Source organism: Bradyrhizobium sp. SZCCHNS30572, from assembly GCF_032484415.1.
Taxonomy (GTDB): Bacteria; Pseudomonadota; Alphaproteobacteria; order Rhizobiales; family Xanthobacteraceae; genus Bradyrhizobium.
The window spans coordinates 104,196-119,914 of sequence record NZ_JAUESY010000004.1; the positions used below are offsets into that span (position 1 = coordinate 104,196).

The 15,719-nt window shown below is 66.9% G+C and carries 14 protein-coding genes; 7 read left to right on the forward strand and 7 right to left on the reverse strand.

Translation table 11 applies throughout. The features are described from left to right. Positions 1-8 precede the first annotated feature (8 nt). Positions 9-1,910, reverse strand: coding sequence for a cobaltochelatase subunit CobT (gene cobT / locus QX048_RS11745; protein ID WP_315715232.1), 1,902 nt, complete (start codon positions 1,908-1,910; stop codon positions 9-11). Between the two features lie 144 nt (positions 1,911-2,054). Beyond that, positions 2,055-3,053 carry a cobaltochelatase subunit CobS gene (cobS, locus tag QX048_RS11750; protein WP_315715231.1) on the reverse strand — a complete coding sequence of 333 codons (999 nt, stop codon included), beginning with the start codon at positions 3,051-3,053 and terminating at the stop codon, positions 2,055-2,057. Between the two features lie 295 nt (positions 3,054-3,348). On the opposite strand from cobS, the gene QX048_RS11755 reads away from it, so the two are divergent. Beyond that, positions 3,349-4,005 carry a DedA family protein gene (locus QX048_RS11755; protein ID WP_315715230.1) on the forward strand — a complete coding sequence of 219 codons (657 nt, stop codon included), beginning with the start codon at positions 3,349-3,351 and terminating at the stop codon, positions 4,003-4,005. A gap of 14 nt (positions 4,006-4,019) precedes the next feature. Here QX048_RS11755 and QX048_RS11760 read toward each other — a convergent pair whose 3' ends face one another. Beyond that, positions 4,020-5,243 (reverse strand): citrate synthase family protein, encoded by a 1,224-nt coding sequence (locus QX048_RS11760; protein ID WP_316200504.1) that lies wholly within the window; start codon positions 5,241-5,243, stop codon positions 4,020-4,022. 83 nt (positions 5,244-5,326) lie between these two features. Here QX048_RS11760 and QX048_RS11765 point away from each other — a divergent pair, with 83 nt between their 5' ends. Further along, the gene (locus QX048_RS11765) at positions 5,327-6,415 is read left to right on the forward strand and encodes a citrate synthase/methylcitrate synthase (protein WP_316200503.1); all 1,089 of its coding nucleotides are present in this window, start codon (positions 5,327-5,329) and stop codon (positions 6,413-6,415) included. Between the two features lie 43 nt (positions 6,416-6,458). Here QX048_RS11765 and QX048_RS11770 read toward each other — a convergent pair whose 3' ends face one another. Then, entirely contained in the window at positions 6,459-7,103 is a 645-nt protein-coding gene (locus QX048_RS11770; RefSeq protein WP_315715227.1) for a J domain-containing protein, read from the reverse strand. 110 nt (positions 7,104-7,213) lie between these two features. On the opposite strand from QX048_RS11770, the gene QX048_RS11775 reads away from it, so the two are divergent. Continuing rightward, positions 7,214-7,483: a BolA family protein gene (locus QX048_RS11775; protein ID WP_316174476.1), complete on the forward strand. Its 270-nt coding sequence runs from the start codon at positions 7,214-7,216 to the stop codon at positions 7,481-7,483. A gap of 7 nt (positions 7,484-7,490) precedes the next feature. On the opposite strand, the gene QX048_RS11780 is transcribed toward QX048_RS11775, so the two are convergent. The 3 genes from QX048_RS11780 to QX048_RS11790 all read right to left on the reverse strand — a co-directional run bounded on the left by QX048_RS11780 (position 7,491) and on the right by QX048_RS11790 (position 10,678). Then, positions 7,491-8,795, reverse strand: a complete 1,305-nt coding sequence (locus QX048_RS11780; RefSeq protein ID WP_316200502.1) for an HlyC/CorC family transporter — start codon at positions 8,793-8,795, stop codon at positions 7,491-7,493. Between the two features lie 72 nt (positions 8,796-8,867). Next, positions 8,868-10,016, reverse strand: coding sequence for a 3-dehydroquinate synthase (gene aroB / locus QX048_RS11785; protein WP_316200501.1), 1,149 nt, complete (start codon positions 10,014-10,016; stop codon positions 8,868-8,870). After that, positions 10,013-10,678 (reverse strand): shikimate kinase, encoded by a 666-nt coding sequence (locus QX048_RS11790; RefSeq protein WP_315715223.1) that lies wholly within the window; start codon positions 10,676-10,678, stop codon positions 10,013-10,015. The genes aroB and QX048_RS11790 overlap by 4 nt, the downstream gene beginning before the upstream one ends. 155 nt (positions 10,679-10,833) lie before the next feature. Between QX048_RS11790 and QX048_RS11795 the strand changes: the two genes are divergently transcribed. The 4 genes from QX048_RS11795 to QX048_RS11810 all read left to right on the forward strand — a co-directional run bounded on the left by QX048_RS11795 (position 10,834) and on the right by QX048_RS11810 (position 15,072). Further along, a complete protein-coding gene (locus QX048_RS11795; RefSeq protein WP_315715424.1) occupies positions 10,834-10,980 on the forward strand; it encodes a histidine kinase in 147 nt (48 codons plus the stop codon). 171 nt (positions 10,981-11,151) lie between these two features. Beyond that, positions 11,152-12,108, forward strand: a complete 957-nt coding sequence (gene xerD / locus QX048_RS11800) for a site-specific tyrosine recombinase XerD (RefSeq protein WP_315715222.1) — start codon at positions 11,152-11,154, stop codon at positions 12,106-12,108. Positions 12,109-12,327: 219 nt separating this feature from the next. Beyond that, on the forward strand, positions 12,328-13,290 hold the full coding sequence (locus QX048_RS11805; RefSeq protein ID WP_316200500.1) for an acetyl-CoA carboxylase carboxyltransferase subunit alpha: 963 nt from the start codon (positions 12,328-12,330) through the stop codon (positions 13,288-13,290). 294 nt (positions 13,291-13,584) lie between these two features. Beyond that, positions 13,585-15,072: a L,D-transpeptidase family protein gene (locus tag QX048_RS11810; protein WP_316200499.1), complete on the forward strand. Its 1,488-nt coding sequence runs from the start codon at positions 13,585-13,587 to the stop codon at positions 15,070-15,072. Positions 15,073-15,719 lie beyond the last annotated feature (647 nt).

Here is a 15,719-nt window from a genome sequence, read left to right on the forward strand (position 1 = left end):
ACGGCCGCTTACGAATGCAGCCTGCGCTTTTGCCCCGGCGCAGGCTGCGGTGCGGCGTGGGTCTCCGTGAACAATTCGGCGAGCTTCTCGGTGATGGCGCCACCGAGCTCCTCGGCATCGACGATGGTCACCGCGCGACGGTAGTAGCGCGTGACGTCGTGGCCGATGCCGATCGCGATCAGCTCGACCGGCGAACGGGTCTCGATCTCCTCGATGATGTGGCGCAGATGCCGCTCGAGATAGTTACCGGGATTGACCGACAGCGTGGAGTCATCGACCGGCGCACCGTCCGAGATCATCATCAGGATCTTGCGCTGCTCGGCACGCCCGAGCAGGCGCTTGTGCGCCCAGTCGAGCGCCTCGCCGTCGATGTTCTCTTTCAACAACCCCTCGCGCATCATCAGACCGAGATTCTTGCGCGCCCGCCGCCACGGCGCATCGGCCGATTTGTAGATGATGTGGCGGAGGTCGTTGAGGCGGCCGGGATTGGCCGGCTTGCCGGCGGCAAGCCACGCCTCGCGCGACTGTCCGCCCTTCCATGCCCGCGTCGTGAATCCGAGGATCTCGACCTTGACGCCGCAGCGCTCCAGCGTGCGCGCGAGAATGTCGGCGCAGGTCGCGGCCACCGTGATCGGCCGCCCACGCATCGAGCCGGAATTGTCGAGCAGCAGCGTCACCACGGTGTCGCGGAAGGTCGCTTCCTTCTCGCGCATGAATGACAACGGCTGATAGGGGTCGATGACGACGCGCGACAGCCGCGCCGGATCGAGGATGCCCTCCTCGAGATCGAACTCCCAGGCGCGGTTCTGCTGCGCCATCAGCCGGCGCTGCAGCCGGTTGGCGAGCCGCGCCACGATGCCCTGCAGATGCGCGAGCTGCTTGTCGAGATAGGAGCGCAACCGCTCCAGCTCGTCATGGTCGCACAGGTCTTCCGCGGCAATGACCTCGTCGAATTTCGGCGCGAAGGCGTGATATTCGGGGCCGCGCGGCTCGTTGGCGCCGCCGCGGTTCGGACGCGTCGCCTCGCCCGGCGTCTCGTCGTCGCCGAGTTCGCCGTCGTCGAGCGTGTCAGACGCCGAGGCCTGGGCCGCCTCCATCGCGCTCTCCGACATCTCGTCCGACGTCGTCTGCGCCTGGTCGGCGCTCATCTCCTGGGCAGCGTCGGAATCCGGCGAGCCCTCGGCGCCGGACTGCTCATTGTCGCCATCGCGATTGTCGTCGTTGTCCTCGTCCTCTTCCGAATCCGCGTTGCGCTCGTCGCCGAGATCCAGCGCCGAGAGCAGATCGTGAACCAGGTCGCCGAACTTGGCCTGGTCCTCGGTGAAACGGCCGAGTTCATCGAGGCGCTGGCCGATCCTGTCCTCCAGGAACGGACGCCAGAGATCGACCACCTTGCGCGCCGCGTTCGGCGGCGCCATGCCGGTCAGCCGCTCGCGCACCAGCATCGCCAGCGCATCCGACAGCGGTGCGTCGGCGCGGTCGGTGATCTCGTCATACTTGCCGCGATGGAAATGGTCGTCGAGCATCGCCGTGAGATTCTTGGCGACGCCGGCCATGCGTTTTGCACCGATCGCCTCGACACGCGCCTGCTCGACCGCCTCGAACACGCCACGCGCCTGCGGATTGCCCGGGATCAGCTTGCGATGGATCTTCGGATCATGGCAGGCGAGCTTCAGTGCGATCGAGTCGGCATGGCCGCGCACGACGGCGGCGTCGCGCTTGGTCATCTTGCGCGCCGGCTCCGGCAGCCGGGCCTTGCCCGGCGCGAGGCCGGGACGCTCGGCCGCGAAGGAGACTTCGAGCTCAGGCGCCCTGGCGATCGCGCGCAGGCACCCCGTGACCGACCTCTTGAAAGGTTCGGTCGGTGCTTCCTTGACGCCAGGACGGGGCTTGTTGCTCGGTGTGGTCATCTGATTCCTGCGGCTATCGTCCCGGCGAACGCCAGGCCCGATAACCACCGGCGTTCGTTTGTTCGCACTCGCTCTCCCGCATCACCCGACGAGAGAGGCCGCGGCGTATGGGTCCCGGCCCGAGGCCAGAACGACGCCGGTGTGTCAGCTCAGCGCCACGTTGATGGAGGATTCCGGCAGCTCCGCATTGAAGCAGCGCTGATAGAATTCCGCGACCAGCGGACGCTCGAGCTCGTCGCACTTGTTGAGGAACGTCACACGGAAGGCGAAGCCGATGTCACTGAAGATCTCGGCGTTCTCGGCCCAGGTGATCACCGTGCGCGGGCTCATCACCGTCGACAGATCGCCATTGGCGAAGGCGTTGCGCGTGAGGTCGGCGAGCCGCACCATCTTGTTGACGGTGTCGCGACCCTGCGGGTTCTGATAGTGCTTGGCCTTGGCCAGCACGATCTCGACCTCCTCGTCATGGGCGAGGTAGTTGAGCGTGGTGACGATCGACCAGCGGTCCATCTGGCCCTGGTTGATCTGCTGGGTGCCGTGATAGAGGCCCGAAGTGTCGCCGAGCCCGATGGTGTTGGCGGTCGCGAACAGACGGAACGCCGGGTGCGGCTTGATGACCTTGTTCTGGTCGAGCAGGGTCAGGCGGCCCGACACTTCGAGCACGCGCTGGATCACGAACATCACGTCGGGGCGGCCGGCATCATATTCGTCGAACACCAGCGCGACGTTGTGCTGCAACGCCCAGGGCAGGATGCCGTCGCGAAATTCGGTGACCTGCTTGCCGTCCTTCACCACGATCGCGTCCTTGCCGACGAGGTCGATGCGGCTGATATGGCTGTCGAGGTTGACGCGCACGCAGGGCCAGTTGAGTCGCGCCGCGACCTGCTCGATATGAGTCGACTTGCCCGTCCCGTGGTAACCAGTCACCATCACGCGGCGGTTCTTGGCGAAGCCAGCCAGGATCGCAAGGGTGGTGGCGCGGTCGAAGCGGTAGTCGGCGTCGACTTCGGGAACATGCGGGTCGCTTGCGGAAAAGGCCGGCACCTCAAGGTCGCTGTCGATCCCGAACACCTGCCGCACCGACACCTTCATGTCGGGCACACCGGTCATCTCCTGCGCATTGGTCGTAGCGGCGGTCGTCATTCATCCTCCGAGGTCCCGGGCATTCCCGAAACCAGATTTCATGTTTGGCTGCGGTTGAAGGGCTTCGACGCCAGCCTAGCAGAGAGCACGCGCGGGCAGAAGCCTAAGCCTTGATCAAAGTTCCGTCGTTATATCATCGAGATAGGCATGAGTGGCCGTTTTCGAAAGGCTGCCCTGCGAATCGTGCCACCTTTCCGCCCACCGGCTCTTCCCAGGATCTCGACGTGGCACCCGGAGCCGGGGTTCCTACTTATGGAGGAGCTCCCCGCCCACCCTCTGCACCAACAGGAACCGCGTGGCCCATCTGCTCGATCCCCTCATTGCCTTCGTCTCAGCGCATGCGGGACTGGCTTATCTCACCCTGTTTCTGGCCGCCCTGCTGGAGGCGATCCCGATCGTGGGCTCGGTGGTTCCAGGCACGACCATCATCCTGGCGCTGAGCGCATTGATTCCGGGCGGCGAGCTGACCCTGCAATGGGTGCTGGCGGCGGCGATCCTGGGCGCGGTGCTGGGGGACGGCGGGGCGTTCTGGGTCGGCCATCGCAGGCAGCGCGAGATCTTGACGAGCTGGCCGTTCTCGAACTATCCGCGCCTGGTGGCGCAGAGCGAGGCCCTGTTCCACCGTTTCGGCACCCTGGCGATCTTCTTCGCCCGCTTTATCGCGCCGATCCGCGCCGTCGTACCGATCACGGCCGGCGCGCTCGACATCCCTCCGCCCCGCTTCTACGCCGTGAACATCCCTGCCATCGTGCTGTGGGCCGGCGCCCATGTCCTGCCCGGAGTGTTCGCCGTGCAGCTGTTGCACCGTTATGGCGGCATTCCGCATCATAGCCATATCGCCAAGTCCACCTGGATCATCGCGACTGTCGCGGGCACGATCGTGGTCTGGCTCGTGCTGTGGCTCGTGCGGAAGCGACGCGAAACTCAGCTGGCGGCCGGCACGGCGGAATAGGCGGACGGCGGTCGCTAGAGCGTCTCCAGGGTAGCGCCGCGCCCCGGGATGGGTCCGGTGTAGCGGGCGCGCGGCCGGATCAGGCGGCCGAACTGCAGCTGCTCGCAGGCATGGGCGATCCAGCCGACGCAGCGCGCCATCGCGAACAGCGCCAGCTCGCTTCCCGCGGGCAGCCGCAGGCTGTGAACCAGCACGGCCAGCGCGTAATCGATGTTCACGAATTCACCGGTCGCTTCCGCGATCCGCTCGGGCACCTCGCGGGTGAATTTGCGCGGCGCACCGGCGCGCGTCAGCGCCTCCAGGAGCGAGATGGCGCGAGGGTCGCCGTGCTTGTAAACGCCGTGGCCGAAGCCGGCGAAGCGCTCGCCGAGCGCCACCCGCTCGCGGATCAGCGGCGCGACATCGCGATCGATGAGTGCCTTCACCAGCTGCGACGCCAGGACGCCGGCGCCGCCGTGCTGCGGTCCCTTGAGCGCCGCAAGACCCGCGATGACGGCATCGTAGAGGCTGAGGCCCGTCGACGCCGCACAGCGGACGGTGAAGGTCGAGGCGTTCAGCTCATGATCGGCCAGCAGCACCAGGGTGCGACGGATCAGGTCCGGCGCATGTTCATGTCCGGGCGCCCAGCTCCGCGCGACCTGAACATGGAGCGGATCGGCTGACGCTGGCTGGTTCAACATGGTTGCGACCACAAGCCGAACGATGCGCGCGCCGACCAGCGCCCGACCGTCGGGAGCGCGGTTGAAAGCCGCGGGATCAGCATGTGTCGCCAGCGCCAGTACCGCGATGGCGCGGTCGATCGGCGCCGCGCGCCGCGCAGCATCGGCGATGAAACCCATCTCCTCCGACACGGCCGGAAGGTTGCCTGGCGCAAACGGATCGAGCGCGGTCACGTCCCAGAGCAGGGTCGCAGCATGCTCCAGCGTGCCGCGCACGGCCAGGTCGACGCAATTGACGCCGCGATAGATCGGACCGGCTTCGGTGATCGTCGACACGGCGGAATCGAACACGGGGAGGTCCGCATCGAAGCTACGGAAGGCGCGCGGCTCGGGGGCCGGTGCGCGCCTTTCCTTCAGGGCTCGGATGTCCTCGGCGCGATAGCGGTTGCTGCGCGAATTCGGAGACGGCTCGGAGCGGACCAGTCCGCGGCTGACATAGGCGTAGAGGGTGGCCGGCGAGATCGCGAGTTCCGCCGAAGCTTCACGAGCAGATAGGTAAAGGCCGCTGTCTTTTATCATATTGATCAGCTTAATCAAGATTGATCAAGTTGTCGACTGGGCGGATCTTGTCAGCGTGATCATTCTCGAAGGAGACCCTCGCCATGACCATCCAGCTCGGCAAGACCCCGATCGGCCTCGACGGCATCGCCGCCGCCGAGACCGTGCTCAGCCACGTCGACGGCCAGCAGGGGGAGCTCATCATCGCCGGAGCGCGTGTGGCCGATCTCGCCGCCGCCAGCGGCTTCGAGGGCGTGACCGCCCGGCTATGGAGCGCGGCGACGAAGCGCACCGTCGGCGAGGCCGAGGTCCGCGCCAGCCTTGGCCGTGCCCGCGAGCGTGCCTTTGCCCGGCTGCCCGAGCTGCTCGCCGCGACCTCCGGCCTGTCGATCATCGACGGCTTCCGCGCCGCCGTCGCGGCACTGCGGTCCGAACCCGGGCTCGACGACGAAGCCACGATCGTCGGCGCCTGCCCGGTGATTGCCGGCGCCCTGGTCCAGCGCGCGCAGGGAGCGAGGCCGATCGCGCCCGACCCTGACGCCGGTCACGCCGCAGACGCATTGCGGATGGTCCGCGGCGACACGCCCGAGAGCGGCGAGGTGGCGGCGCTGGACACGTATCTCGTCACCGTCAGCGATCACGGCATGAACGCCTCGACCTTCGCCGCGCGCGTCGTCGCCTCGACCCAGGCCGACCTGTTCGCGTCAGTCACCGCCGGCTATTGCGCGCTCACCGGCCCGCTGCATGGCGGCGCGCCGGAGCCGGTGCTGGAAATGCTCAACGCGATCGGCACGCGCGACAACATCAGGCCGTGGGTCGATGCGGCGCTTGGCCGTGGCGAGCGGCTGATGGGGTTCGGGCATCGGATCTATCGCGTGCGCGATCCGCGGGCCGACGTGCTCAAGGGCGCGATCGAGCGGCTGGCGGGCAGCGGGGCTGATCTGCCGTTTGCGAGCGAGGTAGAGGCTTACATTCGCCAAGCGCTGCGGCAGAAGAATCCGGAGCGCGTGCTCGACACCAATGTCGAGTTCTTCACCGCCATCCTGCTCGATGCACTGAAGATTCCGCGCCAGGCGTTCACGCCGATCTTCGCGGTGGCGCGTGCCGCCGGCTGGACGGCGCATGCCCGCGAGCAACAGCGCACCGGGCGGTTGATCCGGCCGAGCTCGGCCTATATCGGGCCGAAGCCCTGATACCTTCAACGCGACGTGCGGCAGCCTCGCGCGCTGCCGCGCGTCAGCCCTTCACCACCGTCTTCAGGTAGTTGTAGGCCTTGATGATCTCGATCAGGCGATCCTCGGTGGAGCGGTCGCCGCCATTGGCATCGGGATGGTGCTGCTTCACCAGCGCCTTGTACTTGACCTTGACATCCTCGAGCGTCGCGTCGGGACCGAGGCCCATCACCTGCAGCGCCTTGCGCTCGGCGTTGAAGACCTTGCGCGTCTCGGCCTTGGGAGCCGAGCGGGGATCCGGACGCCAACTGCCGCGGCCGTTGATCTCGGCGAATACGCTGAACGGATCGGCGGCATCGCCGAGATCGCCCTCGGCGCTGCCGGTGCCGCGCTTGGCCGACGTGTTGGCACCCATCTTCCAGGTCGGGCGGTGTCCGGTCAGCGCATCCTTCTGGTAGCGCGCGACCGCTTCGGCGTTCATCCCCGAGAAGAAATTGTAGGACTGGTTGTACTCGCGCACGTGATCGAGACAGAAGTGCCAATACTCGCGCGCGTTCTCGCGTCCCTTGGGCGCGCGATGCGAGCCCTTGTTCTTGCAGTCCGGCCACTGACAGGGCTGGGCCTCCTCGCGCACCACCGGCTGCCGCGCAGCCTGCTTCTTGGGCTTGATGCGGATGGAGTCGAAGAATTTGTTTGAATCGATCGGCATGGCGGACTTTGACTACGCAACGCGAAAAGCTTCAAGTCTTGACATTGCGAATACCTCAGGCGGGGACCGCCGATTGACGAAAAATAATTTGATGCGTATTTCCAGAGACCATGCGGACCCGAGATGCTATCATCAAAAAGTTGCGCGAAGCTTTCTCGCCCGAAAGCCTCGATGTTCAAGACGAATCACATCTGCATGAAGGCCATGTGGGCCATCAGCCGAGCGGTGAGACCCATTTCCGCGTGTATATTGTGTCGCAGGCCTTCGCCGGCAAGAGCCGTGTCGATCGCCACCGCCTGATCAACGCCGCATTGGCAGCGGAACTTGCCGGCTCGGTGCACGCGCTCGCGCTGCATGCGAAGGCGCCGGGCGAGGCTTGATCCCCAATTAGAACGCCGTGCCCGCACGGCGCGGCCGCGCCTCCTCGGTTTCGCCGCGCGGCACCGGTACGATACGCAGCGCGGTGATGCGATTGCGCTCCCGGCGCAGCACGCGAAAGCGGAAGCCGTGGAACGTGAAGCTCTGGCCGCGCTCGGGGATCGAACGCGCCTCGTGAATGACGAGACCGGCAACTGTCGTTGCTTCCTCATCGGGCAGCGTCCAGTCCATCGCGCGATTGAGATCGCGGATCGGCACTGAGCCATCGACGACGACGGACCCGTCCGGCTGCAGGCGCACACCCGCGACCTGCACATCTTGCTCGTCGGAGATGTCGCCGACGATCTCCTCCAGAATATCCTCCAGCGTGACGATGCCTTCGACCTCGCCATACTCGTCGACCACGAGCGCGAAATGCGTCTTGCGCCGGCGGAACGCCTTCAGCTGTTCCGACACGGAGCGCATCTCCGGTACGAACCACGGCGGGAGCGCCAGTGAAGCAACGTCGATGTGCGACACATCGCCCTCGGCGGCGCGGATCGCACGCAGCAGGTCCTTCGCATGCAGCACGCCGATGATGTTCTCCGGCGTGCCGCGCCACAGCGGGATGCGTGTGTACTCGGTGGCGAGCACCTCGCGCACCAGTTCCTCCTGCGGCAGGTCCGCATTCACCATCACCATTTCGGTGCGGTGGACCATTACGTCGGACACCTGCAATTCGCGCAGATCGAGCAGGCCGCCGAGCATGTCGCGGTCCTGCTTCTCGACCTTGCCTTCATGATGCAACAGATCGACGGCACCGCGCAGGCGTTCGGTCGGCGACAGGATCGGCTGATTGGCCCCGACCTTGAAGCCGATCAGCCGCATCAGCCCGCGCACGATCGCTTCGATCACTGCGAGCACCGGACCGAGCACGAACACGGTCACGCGCATCGGCCTGGCGACCGCGAGCGAGACGCGATCCGGCGCATTGATCGCGATCGTCTTCGGCAGCACCTCGGCAAAGATCACGACCAGCGCGGTCATCACGCCGGTCGCGTAGAGCACGCCGACCTCACCGAACCAGGCGGTAAAAATACCGGTCGCCAGCGCGGAGGCGCCGATATTGGCGATGTTGTTGCCGAGCAGCAGGGCCCCGATCAGCCGTTCGCGCATGTCGAACAGGCTCGACACCACATCGGCATCGCGATTGCCCTGCTTCGACAGCCGCAGCATCGAGGCGCGGGAGGCACCGGTCAGCGCGGTCTCGCTCAGCGCAAAGAAGGCCGAGGCGGCAAGGAGCAGGATGACGACGGAGAGTGTGAACCAGTCCATGACGCCGATGTCGCTCTGTAGGAGGCCGCCGATGATCCGTTGGCACTGCTCAATACGGCGTAAAGCCCGGGATCAGCTTCTGCTGCGCAATTTGGCCTGGAGAAAGTCGCGGACGCGCGCCGGATCGACGTCCTTCGCGATGACGGCGCGGCCGATGGCCTCCATCAGGATGAAGGTGAGCTTGCCGCGCTTGACCTTCTTGTCCTGCGCCATCAAGGCCAAAAGCCGATCGGCGTCGCCGATCCCCTCCTGGGCGAAGCCGGCGATGTCCTGCAGATGGGTCGGCAGACCGACCGCGGCAAGGTGACGCTCGATCCTGACGACGTCGTCGGGCGGCAGCATGCCGAGCCCGGCCGAGAACTGCGCCGCCAGCACCATGCCGACCGCGACGCCCTCGCCGTGGAACAGCCGGTCGGAGAAGCCGGTCACGGCCTCCAGCGCATGGCCGAAGGTGTGGCCGAGATTGAGCAGCGCCCGGTCGCCGGTCTCGCGCTCGTCGCGGGCGACGATCGCCGCCTTGGCGCGACAGGAGGTCGCGACCGCGTGCTCACGCGCCGCACCGCCCTTGACGATGTCGGCATGGTTGGCCTCGAGCCAGCCGAAGAAGCTGGCATCGCCGAGCAGGCCGTATTTGGCGACCTCGGCATAGCCGGCGCGGAACTGGCGCGGTGACAGGGTGTCGAGCACGGCCGTGTCGGCGATCACCAGCACCGGCTGGTGGAAGGCGCCGAGCAGGTTCTTGCCCTGGGGCGAATTGATGCCGGTCTTGCCGCCGACGGAGGAATCGACCTGCGCCAGCAGCGAGGTCGGCACCTGCACGAAATCGACGCCGCGGCGCAGGATGGCGGCCGCGAAGCCGGCGAGATCGCCGACCACCCCGCCGCCGAGCGCGATGACGAGATCGTTGCGCTCGATCCTGGCAGCGATCAGCGCCTCGCTGACCTTCTCCAGGCCGGCATAGGTCTTGGAGCCCTCGCCCTCATCGACCACGATCGTGGACGTCGGGATGCCCGCCTCCGCCAGGATCGCCTCGGCCGGCTTCAGCCAATGCGCGGCCACGGTACGGTCGGTCACGATGGCGGTGCGCACGCCGGGCCGCAGCGCCGCGATCCGCTGGCCGAGTGAAGCCAGCACGCCGCGGCCGATGACGATGTCATAGGCGCGCTCGCCGAGCGCGACGTCGACGATGATCGGATCGGAATGCTTCAGTGGTGCTGTCATCGGAGCGCGCCCATCGCCTGCGGAGGATCGGGTTGAACTGGATCGGGTTGTGGTCCGGCCGGCCCCGCCTCGGTCTCCGGTGGCGAGAAGAACGCCTGCAGCGCCTCCATGCAGTCCTCGACAACGCGATCATGCGGCACATCGCGCGAGCAGATCGTGAGATCGGCAAGCTGGTAGACCGGCTCGCGCTCGACGAGCAGGCGAGCGACCGTGCCTTCCGGATCGGCGGTCTGCAGCAGCGGCCGGTCGGCCCGCCGCCGGACGCGGCGCATGATCACGTCGGCATCGGCCTTGAGCCACACCGAGACCGCCTTCTCCTGGATGCGCCGCCGCGTCTCCTCGCGCATGAAGGCGCCGCCACCGGTTGCCAGCACGGCCGGACCGTTTTCGAGCAGGCGGGCGATCACCCTGGCCTCGCCGTTGCGGAAATAGTCCTCGCCGCGCGACTCGAAGATTTCCGGTATGGTCATGCCGGCCGCGGTCTCGATCTCGGTGTCCGCATCGACGAAGGGCAGCCGCAACCGCGCCGCGAGCCGCCGGCCCACGGTCGACTTGCCGACACCCATCATGCCGACCAGCACGATCAGCCGCTTGCCGAGGCCTGCGAGAATCGCGGCCTCCGGAGCGGCTGGGCTGGGTGCGGGTTGCGTCGTGTCGGTCATCTCCAGGCTTCTAACCCAGCCCCTGCTGCTTTCAAAGGCATCCTGTTCCGTCCCCCGAGCCAAGGCGAGCTGCCCGGTCTGCCCGACGGGCTTGCAAGGCCGATGCGAACATGTTGGATGAAACCGTTCCCTTTCTGGTGGCCTGCGCGACCGACATGCCCAGCCTGTTCCGCTTCCTGACCGTCATCGCCGTCATCGTCGGCGTGGTCTATGGCGCGATCTACGCGCTGGCGAATTTCGTCAATCCGAAGCCGCGCGAGATGACGGTGACGATCCCGCCCGACAGGTTCCAGAAGAGATGAGCGGCGCCGCTGCGACGAACCGAAAAGCCACAGGGCATTGATTAAGAATTTTGCGGTTGTCTGAGGCGGCCGGGCGCCGCGATATCGGCCAGATTTGCAGTCACCGCTCGCCGTGCCGGCACGAATACCTCGTAGTGATTCGATCGCCTCGGACGCAGCGGATTTCACGACATGAAGGTCAAGGCCTCCGACGCCGGGCTGATGAGCCTGTTCCTCGACATGATGGCCGCCGAGCAGGGCGCCGGTCAGAACACGCTGGACGCCTATCGCCGCGACCTCACCGATCTCTCCGAATTTCTCGGCGGCAAGGCCAACGGCTTCGCCACGGCCGACACCCAGGCATTGCGCGACTATCTCGCCGATCTCGACACCAGGGGTTTCAAATCCTCCAGCGTGGCGCGGCGGCTGTCGGCGATGCGGCACCTGTTTCGCTTCCTGCTGAGCGAGCGCATCCGCAGCGACGATCCCGCCGCCATCCTGTCGGGCCCGAAACGCGGCCGGCCGCTGCCCAAGGTGCTGTCGATCGGCGATGTCGACCGGATGCTGACCCGCGCCAAGGAGCTGAGCGAGGGCGCGGACGCTTCGCCGGCGCAGCGGCTGCGCGCGCTGCGGCTGTATTGCCTGCTCGAGGTACTCTACGCGACCGGCCTGCGCGTCTCCGAGCTGGTAGCGCTGCCGCGCACCGCGGCGCGCAACGACGCCCGCATGATCGTGGTGCGCGGCAAGGGCAACAAGGAGCGGCTGGTGCCGCTGAACCAGGCCTCGCGCCAGGCGATGGCCGACTATCTTGCCGCGCTGGATGCGCTGAAGCCCGAGAAGAAGGCCAGTGCGACATTCGGCAAATGGCTGTTTCCGTCGTTCGGCGAGAGCGGGCACCTCACCCGCCAGCACTTCGCCCGCGACCTCAAGGAGCTCGCGGTGGCGAGCGGCCTGCCGGCCCGGCTGGTGTCGCCGCACGTGCTGCGCCACGCCTTCGCCAGCCATCTGCTGCACAACGGCGCCGACCTGCGCATCGTCCAGACCCTGCTCGGCCACACCGACATCTCGACCACCCAGATCTACACCCACGTGGTCGAGGAGCGGCTCAAGAGCCTGGTGCGCGACCTGCACCCGCTGGCCGAGACCTGACCTCGCTTCACACCTTCCCGAAACCAAATCCGCCGGCGTGACGCCCGGCCGGCTTGACTTCGCGCCCGTCTGCCCCGAAAGAGCGCCATCCTGCCCGCGATCCCGGCGCGATGCCTGGAGGCTGGGCACCGATCGTACCCTAAGCTCCTGAAGTCCTTCGGCTTCGGGTCCGAAGGCCGAACCGATTTCGTCTCCCAGCGCTCTTCCTTCAGCTCTTCCATGCCGGATCCCATGCGCAGCTACCTCGATTTCGAAAAGCCCGTTGCCGAGCTCGATTCCAAGGTCGATGAACTCCGGGCGATGGCCGCCTCCGGCACCGACATCGGCGAGGAGGTCAGCCGGATCGAGGAGAAGGCCGGCCAGGCGTTGGCCGAGCTCTATGCCAACCTGACCCCGTGGCAGAAGACGATGGTCGCGCGCCATCCGCAGCGGCCGCATTTCACCGATTTCGTGGGTGGCCTGATCACCGAGTTCACGCCGCTCGCTGGCGACCGCAAGTTCGGCGAGGACGCCGCCTTGCTCGGCGGCTTCGGCCGCTTCCGCGGCGAGCCGATCTGCGTCATGGGCCAGGAAAAGGGCGCCACCACCGAGTCCCGCCTCAAGCACAATTTTGGCATGGCCCGCCCGGAAGGCTACCGCAAGGCGGTCCGCCTGATGGAGATGGCCGAGCGCTTCGGCATCCCGGTGCTGTCGCTGGTCGATTCCGCCGGCGCCTATCCCGGCATCGGCGCCGAGGAGCGCGGCCAGGCCGAGGCCATCGCCCGCTCCACCGACGCCTGCCTGGCGCTCGGCGTCCCGAACGTGGCGATCATCACCGGCGAGGGCATGTCGGGCGGCGCCATCGCGCTGACCACCGCAAACCGGGTGCTGATGCTGGAGCACGCGATCTACAGCGTGATCTCGCCGGAGGCCGCCTCCTCGATCCTCTGGCGCGACGGCACCAAGGCGCAGGAAGCCGCCAACAGCATGAAGATCACCGCCCAGGACATGCTGCGTTTCGGCGTGGTCGACACCATCCTCAAGGAGCCGGTCGGCGGCGCCCACCGCGACCCGGCGGCGATGATCGCGGCGACCGGCGAGGCGATCGCCGAGGCGCTCGACGAGCTGAAGGGGCTCGACGCCGACGCCATCCGCAAACAGCGCCGGCAGAAGTTCATCGAGATTGGCCGCAAGCTCGGCTGATCGGGCCGGAGCCGAGCTCCCGGCGCTCGCGGTTTTGTGAGTCTTTCCAGCCGTTTGGCCGCATTTCGGCCCCGCCGGCGGGGTCTGCTGTTTAGGAGTTGTTGACCAAAGCGGCCGGGGCCTTTCGGCATCACCGGGGCGCGGGTTGCGAGGCTTGGGGTCAAAGGCTACAATTTTAATCAATGGTTTGACGGCATGACGCAGGGTCGACCCGTGATTTATCCAGCTTTCGGGCCGATCGCGTGAGATGAGACTGGGGTGTTGCGGCATGCCGGGTTTGCGGGGAGCTTTGCTTTGATCAACCGCGCTTTCGTCCGGGTTCTGATGACCTCGGCGGTGTTGGCCGCCGGCGCGCTGCTGACGGGTTGCAACAGCGATCAGGTCGCGCTCGCCACCAACGCCAAGGCCAACCAGCCGGTGCCGCCGAAGCTCGTCGCGACGATGGGCGAGAAGGACATGGATCTGCAGTCGCCGATCCTGGTCCGCGTGTTCAAGCAGGAAGCCGAGCTCGAGGTCTGGAAGCAGGACCGCTCGGGCAAGTTCGCGCTGCTCAAGACCTATCCGATCTGCCGCTGGTCCGGCGATCTCGGACCAAAGGTGCGCGAGGGCGACCGCCAGGCGCCGGAGGGCTTCTACTCGATCAATCCGAGCCAGATGAACCCGCAATCGGCCTACTATCTGTCCTTCAACACCGGCTATCCGAACGCGTTCGACAAGGCGCTCGGCCGCACCGGCTCGCAGCTGATGGTGCATGGCGACTGCTCCTCGCGCGGCTGCTTCGCGATGACCGATGAGCAGATCGCCGAGATCTATGCGCTCGGGCGCGAGTCCTTCTTCGGCGGCCAGCGCGCCTTCCAGTTCCAGGCCTATCCGTTCCGGATGACGCCGGTGAACATGGCCAGGCACCGCAACAATCCGAACATGCCGTTCTGGCGCATGATCAAGGAAGGCTACGACCATTTCGAGGTCACCCGGCAGGAGCCGAAGGTCGACTTCTGCGAGAAGAAGTACGTCTTCGACGCCCAGAAGCCGCCGGGCGCGACGCATGATCCGGTGTTCGACGCCTCCGCCAAGTGCCCGGCCTATGTCGTGCCCGACGAGATCACCGCCGCCGTGCGCGACAAGCAGCAGGCGGACGAGGCGGAATATGCCAAGCTCGTCGCCAAGGGCACGCCGGTCGCCAAGCTCAACACCGGCATCGATGGCGGCATGAATCCGATCTTCGCCAGCCGCGTGCCGGGCGCCTCCACCGGCCTGTCCGATGCCGGCGAAGCGCCGGGCCTGTCGCTCGCCAACTTCACGCCGGCGCCAGGCACGATCCCCGGTCATGTCAACCCGCCGCGCGCGCCCGGCGCCGACGAGGTCGCCGCGGTGCCGGCCAGTGCGGCTCCGGCTCCCGCAGCGGCGCCCTCCACCCGCGTGGCGGCCGTCAGTGCGCCGGAGAAGCCGAGCTTCATGTCGAGCCTCGCCCGCAAGGTCGGGATCGGCGGCAATGCCGCGGCCGACACCAAGGCTGCGACCGCGAAGCCCGAGAGCAAGACCGCGGAGGCCAGGCCCTCGGAGATCAAGCCCGCCGAGATCAAACCTGCGCCCAAGCCGGTCGCGGCCAAGCCCGCCGAGACCCGGCAGGCCGCCGCGCGGCCGCCGTTCAAGCCCGCCGCCGGCGACGCGCCCGCCACCACGGCCTCGGCCCCCGCGCAGACCCAGACCGCGCTGGTCTCCGGCGCCGTGCCAGTGCTGCAGTCGAACTCGTTCGACAGCCGGTTCGCAGGATTCAAATAGCAAGCCGTCCATCGAGCGCCGCTTTTTTTGCGAGACACCGAGGGCCGCCGGACGCTAGCCGCGCGCTCGGGTGCCACCCTCCCCTGGAGGGGGAGGGTCGATCGCACGCGAAGCGGGCGAGCGGGGTGGGGTGATCTCTCCACGCATGCTTTTGCGCGCGGAGACATCACCCCACCCCGCCTCACGTTTCGCTTCGCTCCTCGTGAGGCGACCCTCCCCCTCCAGGGGAGGGTGAGCATCGCGTTTGTGGTGCCGTCGTGGTCAGCAATCTCAAACTGCATTTGGGGACGCGCGTCATTGTCCTCGCGACGCTCTTGGCGTCCGAGTGATGCATCGATCTCACCCTCTTCCGAAGCGAGGGTGCAGGGAAGGCCGGACCTCGACTGAGGCCCGTGGCCCGCCTGCGAAAAAAATGCAGGCGGCAGGTACCACAGGTCCAGCCGGACGACCCGGCCCTCCCTGCGCGATAGTTTTAACGGCTGCTTCGCGATCTCCCTGGGGACCGGGCTGTGTTGCCCCCATCACCGGCGAGATGCGCGGGGCATCAACAGCCGGCTTGACCTCAGCATCGGGAGGTCAGGACCACGCGACTTGACCGTGCGAGCCGATGTTGTTCGTCCGCGCGAATGATCACGCTGCAAACCGGC

Bases quoted from the DNA above. Each gene is read 5' to 3' on its own strand.
- cobT (WP_315715232.1), bottom strand. From the start codon at position 1,910: ATGACCACACCGAGCAACAAGCCCCGTCCTGGCGTCAAGGAAGCACCG.
- cobS (WP_315715231.1), bottom strand. From the start codon at position 3,053: ATGACGACCGCCGCTACGACCAATGCGCAGGAGATGACCGGTGTGCCC.
- QX048_RS11760 (WP_316200504.1), bottom strand. From the start codon at position 5,243: ATGATAAAAGACAGCGGCCTTTACCTATCTGCTCGTGAAGCTTCGGCG.
- QX048_RS11765 (WP_316200503.1), top strand. From the start codon at position 5,327: ATGACCATCCAGCTCGGCAAGACCCCGATCGGCCTCGACGGCATCGCC.
- QX048_RS11770 (WP_315715227.1), bottom strand. From the start codon at position 7,103: ATGCCGATCGATTCAAACAAATTCTTCGACTCCATCCGCATCAAGCCC.
- QX048_RS11775 (WP_316174476.1), top strand. From the start codon at position 7,214: ATGCGGACCCGAGATGCTATCATCAAAAAGTTGCGCGAAGCTTTCTCG.
- QX048_RS11780 (WP_316200502.1), bottom strand. From the start codon at position 8,795: ATGGACTGGTTCACACTCTCCGTCGTCATCCTGCTCCTTGCCGCCTCG.
- aroB (WP_316200501.1), bottom strand. From the start codon at position 10,016: ATGACAGCACCACTGAAGCATTCCGATCCGATCATCGTCGACGTCGCG.
- QX048_RS11790 (WP_315715223.1), bottom strand. From the start codon at position 10,678: ATGACCGACACGACGCAACCCGCACCCAGCCCAGCCGCTCCGGAGGCC.
- QX048_RS11795 (WP_315715424.1), top strand. From the start codon at position 10,834: ATGCCCAGCCTGTTCCGCTTCCTGACCGTCATCGCCGTCATCGTCGGC.
- xerD (WP_315715222.1), top strand. From the start codon at position 11,152: ATGAAGGTCAAGGCCTCCGACGCCGGGCTGATGAGCCTGTTCCTCGAC.
- QX048_RS11805 (WP_316200500.1), top strand. From the start codon at position 12,328: ATGCCGGATCCCATGCGCAGCTACCTCGATTTCGAAAAGCCCGTTGCC.